Below are 15,305 nucleotides of genomic sequence, written 5' to 3'. Positions count from 1 at the left end.
AGAGTTGCCGGGGCTTTCAGTGTCTCCAGAGTTGCCGGGGCTTTCAGTGTCTCCAGAGTTGCCGGAGTCAGAGTTGCCGGAGTCAGAGTTCCCGGAATTCCCTTGTGCCCAGGCGCCCTGCGGGCTTAGCGTCAGGGACAGGCCGTCCTGTGCTACACGGTAGGGGCTCACGACGAGTACCAAGGCCGATGCGCTCAGGCAGATGGCGACGCGAAGCCCTCGAAGAGATTTGAGCCTGCGCTGCGATTGAGGACGCGCACTGGCGAGAACTCTTGTCTCACAATGCTTCGAGCGCTGCGGCCGTATTGCGTCTGTGATCAATGAATTTGCCAATAGCACGCTAGAATATCCTTTGACCGTCACGCTCTACGTTGCATTTCTACCTATTTCGAATTCGCCCAAGTCAATCCTCGGTACTCTGCACCAATTTATCACGCTTTCGCCATCATCGGGCTGTGACAAGACCCACTGGTCTCATGGGGAGAACCAGTGGGTCTCGCTGGCGCAGGAAGGGACTCATGACTGCGCGAGTGCGTTGCCTTCATCGGTTGACCCCCATCAGCCGATGAAAAGCCCAACGGCTGCGACCCCGAACACCAGGCCAAATACCGGAAAAAGCAGCCAACGTGCCTGGTGAATGCTGGGGTCCATTGCAGCCTCCTGTCACGGGGTCGGCATCGCAACGACGCCTGCAGGAAGTCGGTTCCTAAAAACTCCCCCATTTCAGGCTTTTGCTATAGCGGTCCCGGACCAAAGCACTGCCTGGGCCAGCCCATGGTCGGCAAGCGGCCAGACCGAAGTCCTATCTTGGGCACTTTTGAGCAGGAAGGACGCCGTCTAGGTAATCCAGGTGGGAAACGGCTGGAAGGATCCTCGATACACAGAAAAGCCTGTCAGCTTGAACAGACGTAACAGCCGTCGCCTTCGGTGACAGGAGACTGGTCGATGCAGGTGAGGGGTCCGCCGTGGGGGCAGCGGACCCCTCCTTTAGCCCGAACATGGGCGTTAGGTCAGAATAAGGACTATCTTGAGCGTACCCGGGTCGACGATGACGATACGGCCATCGGCCAACACGAAATACTGGTACTCTTCGTAAGCCGGGACGATCTCGACGATTCGCGGCGGCAGAGGACGCAGTCTAATCTTCTGCCGCGGAACCTCGACACCCACTGAGATGTCAAAGTCGACGTCGGCAACCGGTTCGACCTTTTCGTGTTTGAGGATTTGGGTGATTTCCGTTTTCTGTTCAACGGTCACATTGCTGATCGCGCCGGTCTCAGTCTTATCCTGTGGCTGAGTAGAGGTCGTGCCCTGAGTCTGTTGCTCGGTGGTGGCACCGGCCTCGCCCTGGGTCTGCTGCTCGGTCTGGACCTTGGCCTTGTCCTGCGCATGTTGCTCGGTTGTGGCGCCGGCCGCACCCTGGGTCTGCTGCTCGGTCTGGACCTTGGCTTTGTCCTGTGCCTGTTGCTCGGTTGTGGTGCCGGCCTCGCCCTGGGTTTGCTGCTCGGTGGTTACCCCGGCTTTACCTTGGGCTTGCTCGTCGGTCTGCATCTTCATCTTGCCTTGAGCCTGCTCCTCGGTGGTGGCGCCGGCCTTACCCTGTTCGCCCATCGCACCTTCCGGGCAACCAGCCGAGCCGGCCGGGCAGTTGGTGTCGGCGCCCGACTGGCTTTGGGCCGGCTGCTGTTCCTGGGCGAGCGCTGCTCCACAGCCAACGCCTATGGCCAGCATACTGGTGATCAGAACTTTTTTCACGAGACGTCTCCTTCGAAAAAGTCTGTCCCTTCATTGGGAAAACCACCTCTGGAATGTTTTGTTCCAGGCGAATTGACCGCGCGGAGCCGCGTCCAGGCGCGCGCCCGACTGAGCCGTCGAGCGCGCGCCGAATAGGGCGTGTCCTTGTTTCAGCAGAGGCGCGGGTTCCCCGTTCGGCCCACGCGAGGTCCTGGTTGGGATGCGGAGATTGAACGATCCGCGCTCCCTGCTGGTCTTCCAACCGGCGGTTGCTAGACGCCGGGCAGCCGGCACGCCTATGATTTTACTCGGTCCGCGCGTACCGGCACATCTCAGCCCCCCAAGCCGTGCTTGGTGACCGCTTGATCGCCCCGTCGAACCTGCGGGTACGGCGGGCTTTTTTGTCTGCGCTAGAACTTCGTCGTACTTACGCGGATAAGGCAAATGGGCAATGCTCCATTCCACGACGCAGCCCCGGGAGTCAGACACCGTGGAAGAACCTATTTGGGAAACCACCAAAATCCATGCGGCGCGCGTTCGGCAGACCGCCGAGCGTGGAAGGGCGCTGGTTGACGACCTTCGCTACACACTGGCCCTGTCGCAACGCTTGGTGCAGGCCTCGCGAGCGCTGCTGAAGCGGTCCAAGGACCAGGACGTTGCTGCCGAGCCTTGAAGCAGCCGGAAAAACCGGGCCGTCTTGGCTTGAAAACTGCGGAAAGCTAATGATGTATATTAGCGAGTAGGGACATGGTTGAAGCAGAAGACTTGTTCGCGAAATGGACAAGAACACTGGTCGCGGTCTCCCTGAATGGCTTCAGAGGCACCTGCCCGATGATCCGGTGATCGCATGGGATATCGCTACAAAAATTTCGAAAGAGACGCAGGGGGAAAATGCCCGCAGCGTCATCTGGAAAGGCGATCGAGACGAGAGTTTGAAAGAGAAGCAAGAGGAGGCTGACGCCGCCGTCAGCGAGCCGTACCCGTTCGTCTTGCTCCTGGTTCTTACTGTGCTCTCGATGGTGGCCGGGGCAGTCTACGCGGTGCTTCGTTGGGAGGCGTTCCTGTAGCGGCGAACACAAACCTGCGGTTTTTTCCTTTGAGGCTGGAACACTGTCCTGCGACGAAAGTTTAGTGCCAGCAGCGTAGTATTGTCCCCTCATACAAATGCTGCGAGATCGGTAGCTCCGGTCAGCCCGCGTCTTCTCCCCGAGGGCGCGGGCTTTCTGCTGTTGTCCAGGGCCGCGTGACGAATGCTGCCGACCGCCTTTGCGAGAATTCGGTTTCATCGGGAGCAATGGAGTTCAGACCGTCCTCGGTTGCAGGTTGCAGCGATACACAGCGACGTTCCGCATGCGGTCTCAGTCATGCGAGGAGTTTTGCTTCAGTCCCGAATAGGCCGTTCCTTGACAGCAAAAAGTGCGCTTCACATATTTCCCGCAGCCGTCGCTCACGGCTCTCGTGGAAGCTCAAACACTCGTTCAGTTGAATGGAGGTTCTAATGAACGACAGGACGTTCGACCGGCCTGTTTTCGTCAGGAAAGGGGAGTTCATGGTGGAGGAAGTCGAATGCTTGGCTGATGCTTTCGAGTTCCTGCAGGAATGGCCGAAGAATCGCAGAGGGCCAATCTTTGACACGGCGTTCCGAGCCTGCCAGCGCGCCTATGATGGCCAGGTTCCCGTTTCAGTTGCACGCGAGGCTTTCGCCGGCTTCGCGAAATCGGCCAAGATCCTCGAGGACGTCTCTGCAGCTATGCCCTGGATGACGGCACAGAAAACCGGTCGCGGTGGGGTGACGGCGTAACCGCTGTAGCTGCCTAAAGCGCGTCGCATTGGAATGGACTCATGCGACGCACGCGGAGCGCTTAGGGTTTTTGTAGTTATGCATGCCGTTATGCAAAACCGCTGCGCACCCTCGGTTCCAGCCCGAGGGCGTGCTTTTGCGCGACGTGCATTGGTGAAAAGATGGCCGGCGCCGCAGGGAGTGGGGGAGGTGGGGTTGCCTAGGTTGGCGCCGGCCAGGCGGCGTTGGGGTTCGCCACGAAGCTGGTCTCGCGCACTGTGTTCGCGGAAGTGCCGCCCCGCATCGAGTATGAGATCACGCCAAAGGCGCGTGGGCTTGGTCCCACGATGGAATCGCTCACCGCCTGGTGGAACGAGTATGGAAAAGAGCATTCCGGCCAAGCCGGGCACGCGCGGTCGTAAACCTAGAGGCGGCTCCACATAGCCGCGCATCGGCAACAAGCAACGCGCTGCGATTTCGATCGCCTAGATCAGCGGACGTAGCGGCCAATCAGTCTAGGCGGCCTCGTCGTCTTGTTCGGCGCGAAAGGCACGCCGGGCGCTCTCAACTTCGGGCCGGTGCTCGACCGCCCACTGGGACAAGGTCCGGAGCGGATCAATGAGCGAGTGGCCAAGCGGGCTCAACTCATAGGTGACCTTCGGTGGAATGGTCGGGAAACTGGTGCGCTTGACCAGCCCGTCTTCCTCCAGCCCTCTTAGCGTCAAAGTCAGCATGCGGTGGGACACGCCTCCGATCTGTCGGAGTAGGGCGGTAAAACGCACCGGCCCGTCCTTCAAGGCTCCCACGACCATGACAGTCCACTTGTCCCCGACCCGGTCGAGTATTTGGCCGAGGGCCCGGCACTCGTCCCTTGCTGCTTCATCGTGATGGAGTGCGTTGCCGGCCTTCATCATCTGTTCTCCGTTTGTTTCGCGCACACTTTTGATCGTGACGGACAAAATAGTGCGATCTTGCGCGTTTGCGCAATGCACCGATATGACCTTACGAACATTTTGTTCGCGAGGAAATCAATCATGAAAGTTGGAATCAACGGCGCGAGTGGGCACCTTGGGCAGGCCGTCCTGGCAGAACTCGCGGTACGGGCGCAGGGTCACGACGTGGTCGCCATCAGTCGCACGCCTGAAAAGGTCCCGGGCGGATGGGAGAAGCGGGCCGGCGACTATGACCGGCCCGATACGCTGGCCAATGCCTATGCCGGTCTCGATCGGCTCTTGCTGATCCCGACGGTTGATCTGGCTCCTGGCGCGCGGTCGCGGCAGAACGCTGCCGCCATCGAAGCGGCTGTTGCGGCCGGTGTGGGGCACGTCGTGTTCCTCTCTGCAGCTGGAACGGCGAAGGCTGAAGACGCCTCCATGCACGGTTCCTACTGGCGAGGCGAACAGACCCTGATCAAGCAGGCCGAGGCATGGACCATCCTCCGCATGAACTACTACACGGAGAGCTTCGCCATGGAGGTGGCGGCACCCCAGACCAATCAGATTTTTGGCCTGGCCGAGAACAAAGTCGCCTTCATCTCGCGCAACGACATTGCCGCTGCCGCAGCGGGCATGCTCGTCAGCGACGGCCATGACGGAGCGATCTACAACCTCACCGGCCCGCAGAGCTTGACCGGCGCCGAGCGCGCCGCCGTTGCCTCCCAAGTCCTCGGCCGCGAGATCGGCTTCCAGACCGCTCCAGAAGCAGCCCTGCGGGCGGGGTTTGCCCAGTTCGGCTATCCTGAAGTCGTGATCGATGCGTTGATCGGTATCCAGCAGAAATTCGCTCGGCGCGGCAACGATATTGTGACCGGCGATGTCGAAAAGCTTTCCGGCAGGCCCGCAAGGCCCTTTGTCAAGACGCTTGGCGAAGCGCTGCGGGCGCTATCATGAGCTTCAGCGTCATTGTCGGGGCGAGCAGCGTCGGAACTGCTACGGCGAACCTGCTTGCGAGCACCGGCGAGCAGGTCAAGCTCGTGACGCGCCGTGGGACTGGCCCGGTGCACCCTCTGATAGATCGCGTCGCGGTCGATGCCACGGATCCCGAACGGCTGACCGCGATCAGCCAAGGTGCATCGGCGATCTATTGCTGCGCCAGCCCGGCATACGACCATTGGCCGACCGACTGGCCGCCGCTGTTCGAGGCCATGATGACCGCCGCGGAGAGGACGGGCGCAGTGCTGGCGAGCTACAGCAATCTCTACGGCTATGGACAGGTGAACGGCGCGATGAGCGAGGACACCCCGCTTGTCGCGACGCACCCCAAACTCAGGGTCCGTGCCGATCTCTGGCGCGAGGCGCTCCGGCGCCATCGGGCGGGACGGCTGAAGCTGACCGAAATTCGCGCCAGCGATCATATTCCGCCCAACAGCTTGTTTGCCTTGGCGCTCGCCAAGCCCTTGCTCGAGGGTAAGCGGGTGATTTCCCCGGTCCCGATCGACGTTGCGCGCAGCTGGACCTCCGTGAACGACTCGGCAAAGTTGCTGGTGAAGGTGGCACAAGATCCCGAAGCGTGGGGAAAAGCCTGGCACGTGCCGACCAACCCGCCGATGACGGCCCGGCAACTTCTCGATCGCTTTGCTCAATTGAATGGACTGCCGTCCGCCAGGGTGACCGTCCTTCCCCATGCCGGCCTGGTGGCCGCCGGCCTTTTCGTGCCGATGCTCCGGGAAATGCGCATCACCTACTACCAGTTCGATCGCCCATTCATCATCGACGCCCAACGGGCCGTGAACGCATTTGGATTCACGCCCGAGCCGCTCGACGTCGTCTTGCGCGAAACGGCCGAGATGCTCAGCAAATCGAGCTAGCTCGCCAAAACACCAAACGCGGCAACCGGCAGACAAGATGCACTCGCGAACTCCGGTTCCCGAGGCAGAGACACAGGAGAAAGCAATGTCCGAACATACAACGGCCGCCAAGCCCGCACCTGCTCCCAACCGCGTCCTCACTATCTGCCTATGGTCGGCGCAAGTCACACTTGCCGGCATCTTCGGCATGGCTGGGGTCAGCAAGAGCTTCTTGCCGCCCCCCGACCTGGTTGCCATGGGCGTCAACTACGCGACTGAGCTCCCCGAGTGGCTGCTGCGCTTCATCGGCGCGTCAGAACTGCTTGGCGCCATCGGCATCATCCTGCCGGCTCTGACCCGCATCCTGCCACGACTCACGCCGCTGGCCGCGTTGGGCTTCGTCACGATCCAAGTGCTGGCCATCGGTTTTCACGCGGCGCGCGGCGATCTCGCGATGTCACTGCCGTTCAATCTCGCCTTGCTCGGGCTGTCGCTATTTGTGTTGTGGGGCCGATGGTTCAAGGCGCCAATTGCGCCTCGCGGGTAGGTGCATCTCTGTCCGCCATCGCTGACCTGGGCAAGGTAACCCAACCCGCCTCCTGAGGACCGGAGCCTCCAGCCGTCGAAACGCTTCATCGCCGGCTGGCGTGAACTGCGGCAGGATTTTCGCACGATGCGATCTCGGTCAGGCTTGGGTCGTTGGCAAGCGGGGCGGCGCACCGATTGAATAGAGACTATGCCGTAAGAAAAAGGGGGCCATACTGTTCGGTCGGCAGTCGAACGGAAATGAACTAGGCTAAGAACCCATTCAATCCCTCGGCGAGACCTTCATCCGTAGGCCGGAGACGCCTCAAGGATGGAAATGGGTCCTTGGGTCTGAATCACTCGTTCAAGCCGTAGCCCGGCGGCGTCGAACAGGCTGGCATACTGTGCCTCCGTCCTCTCCAGACCGCCGGTGACGGCGAGCATGACCACGTCGATACCTTTAATCTGGTTCGGTTCGTCACCCGACGGCACGAGCGTCTCGGCCACAAGCACCTTCCCGTTCGGTAGCATCGCCTTGCGGCAATTTCGTAGGATCGCCGCTGCACGCCCATCGTCCCAATCGTGAACGACCTTCTTAATGACGTAGACGTCACCGCTGGGAACGCTCTCAAAGAAATCACCAGCGATAAGTTCGGTGCGCGGCAGGTCGCCTCCGGCACCCTCATGTGCCGCCGCGACGCCCGAAGGCAGATCGAAAAGCACGCCGCTCAAATGGGGGTTGCGGGCCAGGATCGCCGAGAGAAGCTGACCATGTCCGCCGCCAACGTCGATGATCCGCGTGAACGGCCTGAAGTCATAAGCTTCGGCAACGGCCTCGTTGCTGCCTTGGCTCAAGGCGACCATGGCACGCTGAAACAAGCCAGCCTGCTCAGGGTGTTCCGACAGCCAGTCAAACCTTGGGCTCCCAAACACCTTGTCGAAGGCTGGCTTTCCTGTGCGGACAGAATACAGGAGTTGCTCGAAGGCAAGATAAGCCTCGCTGTTGATCATACTGACGAAGTCACGGGGACCCGGCTGATCGGAGCGCAGCACGGCGCCAATCTCCGTCAACTCGAAATGACGGGGCGCTACTTGCCTAAAGATCCCTTCAGGCGCGAGAAGTCGCATTACACGATAAAGCGCGTCAGCATCTGACTGAGTGGCAGCCGCTAGTTCATCCACCGACCGCTCGCCGACGGCCAGAAGATCGGGGACGCCGAGTTCGATAATGACGCGCAGCGCCTGTGATACAGCGAACCCGAATCCTAGCCTCATGATCTGTTGCGACGCGCTGGGCATGGGCTTTTTTCCTCGACTGTCTGCGTAAGCTTAGCAGAATTGAGCGAGCGCAATCCAGGCATCGCCTTCCCTACGCACTCGGGGGTGTAAGGATTGATTCCGTTGCACCTCCTGGAGGTGCCGTCATGGATGGCCTGTTTGGCTTACGAAGGCGCAGACGCGCCTGATCTCGCCTAAATTTCCCTCTGTCGCATGGGGTGACGCGCGTCGATGACAGACGCGTGGTGAGCGGCATCGTCTTCGTCCTGAAGAGCGGATTGCGCTGGCGCGACGCGCCTGCAGCCTACGGTCCGCACAAGACGCTGTACAACCGGTTCATCCGCTGGAGCGGCATGGGCGTGTTCAACCGCATCTTCGCGGCGCTGGCCGGTGCGGCGGGTGGGCCGGAGACGATCGGCGCGACCCACCTGAAGGCGCACCGCCTCAGTTCGCATGGGCTCGCAGGAAGGCGACGGAGCGGTCAAACGCCTGTCGTCCCTCCCTGGTGCCGATGAGCAGCTGATATTCATGCCCGAGCGGAGGCTGGTAGTCGGCCGGGAAGAACAATGCGTCTACTTCGACGCCCTTCGCCCGAAGCGCCTCGGCGAGCGCAGTTGACTGCAGCGCCAGCGGATCGGCATTGCCGACGGTGATGAAGGCCGGCGGGTAGGCGGCGGTGACGTGCGGGGTCACGGACATTTGCGCGACCCGCGGGTCGGCCGGGTCGCGCGTGCCGACATAGGACCAGATCACGGTCCGCATGAAGTCACCGTACGGACTGTCCCAATTGGGTTGGGTTGGATCGTAAGGACCGCAGTTGAGCAGCACGCCGCGAAGCGACTTGCGCGGCAGCGCCGGCTGGATTCCGATGCGCCGCGCATAGGCAACGTCGGAAATAAGCAGCGCCGTCTGAGCCACGATCTGCGCCCCGGCAGAATCGCCGGCTAGGAAGATGCGGTCAAGATCGATGTTGAAGCGCGCCGCATTTGCGATGAGGTAGGAGAGCGTCTGGTTGGTCTGCCGCACGGGCGTCGGCCATTTTTGCCGTCGGCGAGAGGGTGTAGTCGATGCCCATGCTGACGAAGCCGCGCGAGGCAAGGACCTTTAGATAGTCCGTAAGGTCGGTCCGCGTGCCGCCGATGAAGCCACCGCCGTGGACCCAGACGACCGCCGGCAGCGGTCCCAGTGTATTGGCCGGCACAAAGACGTCGAGCACCGCATCGTCGGCTTCTCCGTAGCGCAGACCAATCTGCTTGGTGATTCCCGGCGGCACCAATTGCCCGGCCTGCGCCTTCGGCTCCTCGGCTCCTTCGGCGAAGGCGTTGCGGATCAGCAGGACGGACGGCCAGGGGCTCAGCTGGAAAGCGGCATACACTACGGCGCTGATGACGACGACCGCGCCAACAAGGATTAGGACGAGCTTCTTCAGCATCGCGCGTTTCCTCGGTCTGTCCCGTGCCGCTCCGGTCGGCGGCGGCAGCCTTCCACAGTGCGCCATACGTTTGGAGAAAGGCCAACGCACTTCTTGAAAGCGCAACTGAACGCAGCTTCTGATTCGAAGCCGACGGCCGCCGTGAGCGGTCAGTCAGCCCTTCCAGCCCGCTGTCATTGTAGCGATTGATGAGCTTGTAGCCGGTCTTGTGCGAGATCCCGAACTCCCGGCAGACCACCGCCATCTTCTCGCCATCCAGAAGCCGCGCTACGAATTTGAGACGCTCGTCCATAAGGTTGCACTCCTGCCAAGGCACCTTTTGAAGTGCACCCCTCGGGTGAGACATAGTGAAGTGCACCCCTCGGGTGAGACAGAGATCAGTAACAGTCCTCCGTTTCTGCGATTGCCGCAGGGGCTTCTCGCCGCAATCGCAATAGGCCGGATTCATATTCATCCAGCGGTTGATAATCGATCGCGGAATGTAGGCGCTGCTTGTTGTACACGGCGTCGATGAATTCGCCGATCCTGTTCCTTGCATCGTCGATGTCGCGATAGGCTCTGCCGTCGGCTTCCTCCTCCTTCAGCGTTCGCATGAAGCGCTCGGCATTGCCTACCCGGCTCATGCTCGGCTGGATGTCGTGTGCCGCAAGTCGTGCGGCGTACTCGGCACAGGCATATTGCACGCCGCGATCGCTGTGATGGATGATGGATCCCGGTGCCGGCCTGCGGGACGTTTATCACGTCAATGCTCACATCGAGCCGTGCTCGCGCGGCATCCGCCAGCTTATTGTGGATGCGTGGCGGATGGGCGTCGGACGGTCATTATGCCGACAGCGGAAACCGAATCCGCAATTGGGAGGAGATTCGAAGCGGCAATCGTTCCGGCCGCCTGACGGCAACTGCACTGCGCCGGTTGATTGACGTGCGCTCCGATCGACCGGCGCCTCTGACCACTTATTGAGGGCCGAGCGTGCTTCAGCTCAGAGCATGGCCGGCCAATCCATAAACCCAAGGCTCGTTGTTTTCCCGGTTCAGGAAGCGGCGGCCTTTGGACATCGTCGTCACTGTCTCGGCAATGCCGAGACCGCTCTGCTGAAGAAACTCGGCAAACACGCCATCCCTCTCGCGCGTATCGACGCGGGCGAATCGACCTGCCAGCTTCTTCAGATGGATGGCTGTGAGATGGACCGCGTCCTGGTCGTTTCGGGCTACTGTGGGACCAATCACATGGCCGCGCCCGAATTCGCGACACATGGAATAGCCAACGACCTCCCCGCCGCGACTCAAAGTGGCGATTGAGGCATCCTCCGAGAGCAACGCAAGTAACCTTGCACGGTTTGTCCCGAATGCGCGCGCGTCCAGCTCGGTGATCTCGCCGAGTCGGCCGCTGGGCAGCTCACTTAGTTCACCATCCAAAACTGGCAATGGCGGTAGTGTTTGTTGGACCTGTCCCTGGCGCATGCGAACGATCGCCTCGTTTGTGAAGCCGAGTGACACATACAGAGGATAGGCGGCATGGGTTGCATTCAGGGCCAGATTGCGATCCCCGCACTGCTCAAGGACCTGTTCCATGAGCCAACGGCCACCTCCCTGCGCCTGTGCGCGAGGCGTCGTGATCACCAGGCCAATGGTGGCAAAATCGTCCCCGTGGGGGAACCACATCGCGCTTCCGAAGACGCGCCCAATTCCGTCAACGGCGACGATGCCGTGGCCGGCGCGGCGCAACAAATCCCAGTCCTTGGGGCGATGCGGCCAGCGGACCGAAATCGATAGTGCATGCAGCAGATCAACGTCGACATCATTGATGTCCCGCGCGACCAGTTCAAAGGATTTCAGGCGTACTGATCTCTGCATCTCAGTCGATCCGCTCCTTCACGAATGCACCAAGACCTTCAACGGATGCCTCAAGGCACGCGGTGTTAATCCTGGCGCCGATAGCCATGTTTGCGACAGGCCTCATTTGCCGCAGCATAACAGGGGAAAGCCAGCAGGTTTCGCTGGTTTGAGGCGTTTTTTCGCAATCTTCAGCCAAAGCACGACGCGATTCGGCAGGGAACACTGCTGCCTACGGATAGGCTGGTCGCACCCGGTGATAGCGTGCAAGCAGAGCGGACCGCCATGAACGTGGAAGAAATCCTCGCGACCCTGATCGCATTTCCCTCCGTCGTGGGCACGCCAAACGGCGAGATCGTCGATTGGATCCGCGACTACTGTCAGGCAGCCGGTGCCGAGGTGACGGTTCTGCCCGGTCCCGAGGGCGACCGGTCCAACCTGTTCGTCACGGTCGGCCCGCGTGCCGGTCGGGGCTACATCATCTCCGGACATATGGATGTCGTGCCGGCCGGCGAGCCGGAATGGAGCTCGGATCCGTTCGTCCTGCGTCGCGAGGGCGGCAGGCTTTACGGCCGCGGCACCACCGATATGAAGGGCTTTCTCGCCTGCGCACTGGCCGCGCTCCCAAGGCTTGCGGCAATGAACCTGCGGCAGCCAGTCCATCTCGCATTCTCCTACGATGAAGAGGCGGGGTGCCGTGGTGTGCCGCATCTCCTAGCTGCGGTGCCGACCCTATGCGAGAGGCCGCTTGGCGCGATTGTCGGCGAGCCTAGCCGGATGCAGCCTGTGCGCGCGCACAAGGGGAAGGCCGCCGCGCGGCTCGAGGTGATCGGGCGATCCGGCCATTCGTCACGCCCCGATCTCGGACTCAATGCCGTGCACGCCATGGCCGGCGTCATCTCGCACGCCGTCGCCTACGGCCAATCCCTCGCCGGTGGCCCGCTCGATCCAAATTTCGAGCCCCCTTATTCATCCTTGCAGGTGGGCGTCATTGCCGGTGGACAGGCCGTCAACATCATCGCTGGCCACTGCACGGCCGATATCGAGGCGCGTGCCGTACCGGGCGTTTCTCCAGCATCCCTGCTTGAGCCGGTCAAAGCCCGGCTTTTCGATCTACGCGACAGCGGCTTCGAGGTAATTTGGTACGAGTTGAGTTCCTATCCCGCCCTTGCGCCGGCGGATGGGAGCAAGCTGGCGGCCGTTCTGACCGAGCTGACGGGGCAGGAGCCGCTCACGGCGGTCAGCTACGGCACGGAGGCCGGGCTTTACCAGCAGGCCGGCATCGATGCGATCATTTGCGGCCCCGGTGAAATTTCCCGCGCGCATCGTCCCAATGAATACATCGAGATCGGTGAACTTGCTGCCTGCCAGAGCATGATCGACGACCTCGGCGCGCGTCTCGCAGCCTGAGGAAGGGGCGGGTTCCATGGCATTTCTTTTCAATTCCGATGCGGCGCGTGCTGCGGTGTTCCGCGAGATTTTTGCGCGCGAGCTCCCGGATCTGGAATTCTTCCATTCCGGCGAGGCGTTGGAGCCGGACAAGGTGCGCTACCTCATCACCTGGACGGTGCCGGACGACATCTCGCGCTACCGCAATCTGGAAATGCTGTTTTCGATCGGAGCCGGCGTCGACCAGTTCAAACAGGACGTGGTGCCAAGCCATGTGAAGCTTGTGCGCATGGTCGAGGATGGCATCATACGCATGATGCAGGAATACGTCGCGCTTGGCGTGTTGGCGCTCCACCGGGAGATGCCCGCCTATTTCGAGCAGCAGAAAAGGTGCCTCTGGCAACCGATTGCCGCTCGACAGGCGGCCGAGCGCCGGGTCGGTTTTCTTGGTCTTGGCATGCTGGCGCAGGCGGCAATCGAGCGCCTGAAGCCCTTCCAGTTTCCGCTTGCCGGGTGGAGCCGCAGCGAAAAGCGGATAGAGGGCGTCGCCTGTTTTCACGGCGCCGATCAGTTGCCCCGCTTTCTGAAGCAGACGGACATTCTCGTCTGCCTGCTGCCGCTGACGCCGGAAACCAGCGGCATTCTCGATGCAAAACTCTTCTCCTTGCTACCAGCCGGGGCGCGGCTGCTGCATGTCGGCAGGGGTCCGCAACTCGACCAGGCCGCGCTGATCGACGCGCTCGACACCGGTCACGTATCTGCGGCGATGCTTGATGTCACTGATCCAGAACCGCTCCCGGAGGACCGCCCACTGTGGTCGCATCCGAAGGTCATGATAACGCCGCACATCGCCTCGGTGACGCAACCGCATACGGCGGCGCAATCCGCCGTCGACAATATCCGGCGCCACCGCGCCGGGAAGGCTCTGATCGGCCTCGTCGATCGGACACTCGGCTACTAACCAGGAAAACTCACATGTCACTGCTGACCACGATCGACACAAATCCCGCCTTCACGCCGAAGGAGGCATTGCCGCTGCCGGAGCGGCTCATTTCCGGCACTCCATCCTTCAAGACCTGGGCCCAGGATGCCTCGAAAGGTGAGAAGGTTCTGACCGGCGTCTGGGAGGCGACCCCCGGCGAGACGCATTCGATCAAGGGCACCACCTACGAGTTCTGCCACATCATTTCAGGTGTGATCGAAATCGAGGAGAAGGGCGGCGAGACCAAGACCTATCGCGCCGGCGACAGTTTCGTGATGAAGCCCGGTTTCGTCGGCGTCTGGCGCACGATCGAGACCGTGCGCAAGATCTACGTCTGCGTTTATGACTGAGCTCAGTGCTCAAGGTCCGGCCGAATAGCGCGCGCGGCGGTTCCAGAACAATCGACTTTCCAAGTCCCGCCTGACGCGATTCAACACCGTCGGGCGGTTCATCCTCGATGAAAAATGCGGCGCGCCGTCCACTATTGTTCCGCTAGTGCGAATGAGGACCTCGATCAATGAAGACCTACAACATAGCGCTCATCCCCGGCGACGGCATCGGCAAGGACGTGACCGGGGCGGCATGGCAGGTGATGCAGGCCGCGGCAAAACGGGGCGGTTTCGCCCTTGATGGCACACGCTTCCCATGGTCGTGCGCCTACTACCTCGAAACCGGCGCAATGATGCCGCCAGACGGCATCGAGACGCTTCGAAAATTCGATGCGATCTATCTCGGCGCTGTCGGCTGGCCCGCGGAAGTGCCCGACTCAGTATCGCTTCACGGACTGCTCCTGCCGATCCGGAAAGGGTTTACGCAGTACGCCAACATACGGCCGCACCGGCTGTTGCCGGGCGTTCAGGGACCCCTCCGCTCCGATGGGTTCGACATCCTGTGCATCCGCGAGAACACGGAAGGCGAATATTCCGGCGCCGGCGGGCGCGTTCATTCCGGCACAGCCAATGAGGTCGCGATTGAGACATCAATCTTCACGCGCGCGGGTGTCGAACGGATCATGCGGTTCGGCTTCGAACAGGCGCGGGGGCGTCGCAAGAAGCTCGCATCCGTCACCAAATCCAACGCGCAGAAACATTCGATGGTTTTCTGGGATGAGGTCACCCGCGAGGTGGCGAAGGACTATGCCGACGTCGAGGTCTCGCACTACCACATCGACGCCATGGCTGCCCGCATGGTGCTGGCGCCTGAAAGCCTCGACGTAATCGTCGCCTCGAACCTGTTTGGCGACATCCTCACGGATATTGGAGCGGCCATTCAGGGCGGGCTGGGTTACGCCGCCTCTGCCAACATCAATCCCGATCGCAGCGCGCCTTCCATGTTCGAGCCGGTCCACGGTTCGGCGCCCGACATCGCGCATCTCGGTGTCGCCAATCCGATCGCCGCGATCTGGTCGGGTGCGATGATGCTCGAGCATCTGGGCGAGGGGCATGCTGCGGCAGAAGTGATGTCGGCGATCGAGTCCGTAACCTCGCAGGGCATAGGCCCGATCGCGGGCAAGGACCGGACTGAAACAATCACGCAAGCCGTGCTTGCGGCATTGAGCTGAAAGGGC

General features: G+C 61.5%; 17 protein-coding genes and 3 pseudogenes. 12 read left to right on the top strand and 8 right to left on the bottom strand.

The window, feature by feature from the left end; genetic code table 11:
* Positions 1-1,005: 1,005 nt before the first annotated feature.
* On the bottom strand, positions 1,006-1,755 hold the full coding sequence (locus NMG80_RS23695; protein WP_254020344.1) for a DUF1236 domain-containing protein: 750 nt from the start codon (positions 1,753-1,755) through the stop codon (positions 1,006-1,008).
* Between the two features lie 469 nt (positions 1,756-2,224).
* Between NMG80_RS23695 and NMG80_RS23690 the strand changes: the two genes are divergently transcribed.
* The 4 genes and pseudogenes from NMG80_RS23690 to NMG80_RS23675 form a co-directional block, all read left to right on the top strand.
* Positions 2,225-2,407: a hypothetical protein gene (locus NMG80_RS23690; protein WP_254020343.1), complete on the top strand. Its 183-nt coding sequence runs from the start codon at positions 2,225-2,227 to the stop codon at positions 2,405-2,407.
* 103 nt (positions 2,408-2,510) lie between these two features.
* The gene (locus NMG80_RS23685; RefSeq protein ID WP_254020342.1) at positions 2,511-2,801 is read left to right on the top strand and encodes a hypothetical protein; all 291 of its coding nucleotides are present in this window, start codon (positions 2,511-2,513) and stop codon (positions 2,799-2,801) included.
* A 431-nt stretch (positions 2,802-3,232) separates the two neighbouring features.
* Positions 3,233-3,535, top strand: coding sequence for a DUF982 domain-containing protein (locus tag NMG80_RS23680; RefSeq protein WP_254020341.1), 303 nt, complete (start codon positions 3,233-3,235; stop codon positions 3,533-3,535).
* A gap of 233 nt (positions 3,536-3,768) precedes the next feature.
* A pseudogene (locus NMG80_RS23675) lies at positions 3,769-3,958 on the top strand (winged helix-turn-helix transcriptional regulator); the annotation flags it as partial.
* A 71-nt stretch (positions 3,959-4,029) separates the two neighbouring features.
* Here NMG80_RS23675 and NMG80_RS23670 read toward each other — a convergent pair.
* Positions 4,030-4,428, bottom strand: a complete 399-nt coding sequence (locus NMG80_RS23670) for a winged helix-turn-helix transcriptional regulator (protein ID WP_254020340.1) — start codon at positions 4,426-4,428, stop codon at positions 4,030-4,032.
* A gap of 120 nt (positions 4,429-4,548) precedes the next feature.
* Here NMG80_RS23670 and NMG80_RS23665 point away from each other — a divergent pair, with 120 nt between their 5' ends.
* The 3 genes from NMG80_RS23665 to NMG80_RS23655 all read left to right on the top strand — a co-directional run bounded on the left by NMG80_RS23665 (position 4,549) and on the right by NMG80_RS23655 (position 6,846).
* The gene (locus NMG80_RS23665; RefSeq protein WP_254020339.1) at positions 4,549-5,403 is read left to right on the top strand and encodes an NAD(P)H-binding protein; all 855 of its coding nucleotides are present in this window, start codon (positions 4,549-4,551) and stop codon (positions 5,401-5,403) included.
* On the top strand, positions 5,400-6,320 hold the full coding sequence (locus NMG80_RS23660) for an NAD-dependent epimerase/dehydratase family protein (protein WP_254020338.1): 921 nt from the start codon (positions 5,400-5,402) through the stop codon (positions 6,318-6,320). Before NMG80_RS23665 ends, NMG80_RS23660 begins: the two co-directional genes overlap by 4 nt.
* An 85-nt stretch (positions 6,321-6,405) precedes the next feature.
* Positions 6,406-6,846: a DoxX family protein gene (locus tag NMG80_RS23655; protein ID WP_254020337.1), complete on the top strand. Its 441-nt coding sequence runs from the start codon at positions 6,406-6,408 to the stop codon at positions 6,844-6,846.
* Positions 6,847-7,127: 281 nt separating this feature from the next.
* Here NMG80_RS23655 and NMG80_RS23650 read toward each other — a convergent pair whose 3' ends face one another.
* Positions 7,128-8,123, bottom strand: a complete 996-nt coding sequence (locus NMG80_RS23650) for an acetylserotonin O-methyltransferase (protein WP_254020336.1) — start codon at positions 8,121-8,123, stop codon at positions 7,128-7,130.
* A gap of 163 nt (positions 8,124-8,286) precedes the next feature.
* Between NMG80_RS23650 and NMG80_RS23645 the strand changes: the two are divergent.
* A pseudogene (locus tag NMG80_RS23645) lies at positions 8,287-8,554 on the top strand (transposase); the annotation flags it as partial.
* Here NMG80_RS23645 and NMG80_RS23640 read toward each other — a convergent pair.
* From NMG80_RS23640 to NMG80_RS23620, 5 genes and pseudogenes are all read right to left on the bottom strand, one after another.
* Positions 8,547-9,128, bottom strand: a complete 582-nt coding sequence (locus NMG80_RS23640) for an alpha/beta hydrolase (RefSeq protein WP_254020335.1) — start codon at positions 9,126-9,128, stop codon at positions 8,547-8,549. The pseudogene NMG80_RS23645 and the gene NMG80_RS23640 overlap by 8 nt on opposite strands.
* Positions 9,061-9,534, bottom strand: coding sequence for an alpha/beta hydrolase family protein (locus NMG80_RS23635; protein WP_254020373.1), 474 nt, complete (start codon positions 9,532-9,534; stop codon positions 9,061-9,063). The genes NMG80_RS23640 and NMG80_RS23635 overlap by 68 nt, the downstream gene beginning before the upstream one ends.
* Positions 9,535-9,658: 124 nt before the next feature.
* Positions 9,659-9,850: pseudogene (locus NMG80_RS23630) on the bottom strand (helix-turn-helix domain-containing protein); the annotation flags it as partial.
* Positions 9,851-9,911: 61 nt separating this feature from the next.
* Entirely contained in the window at positions 9,912-10,157 is a 246-nt protein-coding gene (locus NMG80_RS23625) for an integrase core domain-containing protein (RefSeq protein ID WP_254020334.1), read from the bottom strand.
* Positions 10,158-10,509: 352 nt separating this feature from the next.
* Positions 10,510-11,388, bottom strand: coding sequence for a GNAT family N-acetyltransferase (locus NMG80_RS23620; RefSeq protein WP_254020333.1), 879 nt, complete (start codon positions 11,386-11,388; stop codon positions 10,510-10,512).
* Positions 11,389-11,652: 264 nt separating this feature from the next.
* On the opposite strand from NMG80_RS23620, the gene argE reads away from it, so the two are divergent.
* The 4 genes from argE (at position 11,653) to NMG80_RS23600 (ending at position 15,299) form a co-directional block, all read left to right on the top strand.
* Complete coding sequence (gene argE / locus NMG80_RS23615) at positions 11,653-12,777, top strand: acetylornithine deacetylase (protein WP_254020332.1); 1,125 nt, start codon at positions 11,653-11,655, stop codon at positions 12,775-12,777.
* A 16-nt stretch (positions 12,778-12,793) separates the two neighbouring features.
* A complete protein-coding gene (locus NMG80_RS23610) occupies positions 12,794-13,717 on the top strand; it encodes a 2-hydroxyacid dehydrogenase (protein WP_254020331.1) in 924 nt (307 codons plus the stop codon).
* A 14-nt stretch (positions 13,718-13,731) separates the two neighbouring features.
* On the top strand, positions 13,732-14,088 hold the full coding sequence (locus tag NMG80_RS23605; RefSeq protein WP_095520738.1) for a cupin domain-containing protein: 357 nt from the start codon (positions 13,732-13,734) through the stop codon (positions 14,086-14,088).
* Positions 14,089-14,255: 167 nt separating this feature from the next.
* Positions 14,256-15,299, top strand: coding sequence for a tartrate dehydrogenase (locus NMG80_RS23600; RefSeq protein ID WP_254020330.1), 1,044 nt, complete (start codon positions 14,256-14,258; stop codon positions 15,297-15,299).
* The last annotated feature ends 6 nt before the right edge of the window (positions 15,300-15,305 follow it).

The sequence above is a fragment of the Mesorhizobium escarrei genome (genome assembly GCF_935825525.1).
GTDB lineage: Bacteria > Pseudomonadota > Alphaproteobacteria > Rhizobiales > Rhizobiaceae > Mesorhizobium > Mesorhizobium escarrei.
This window is presented reverse-complemented; position numbering and strand designations above follow the sequence as displayed.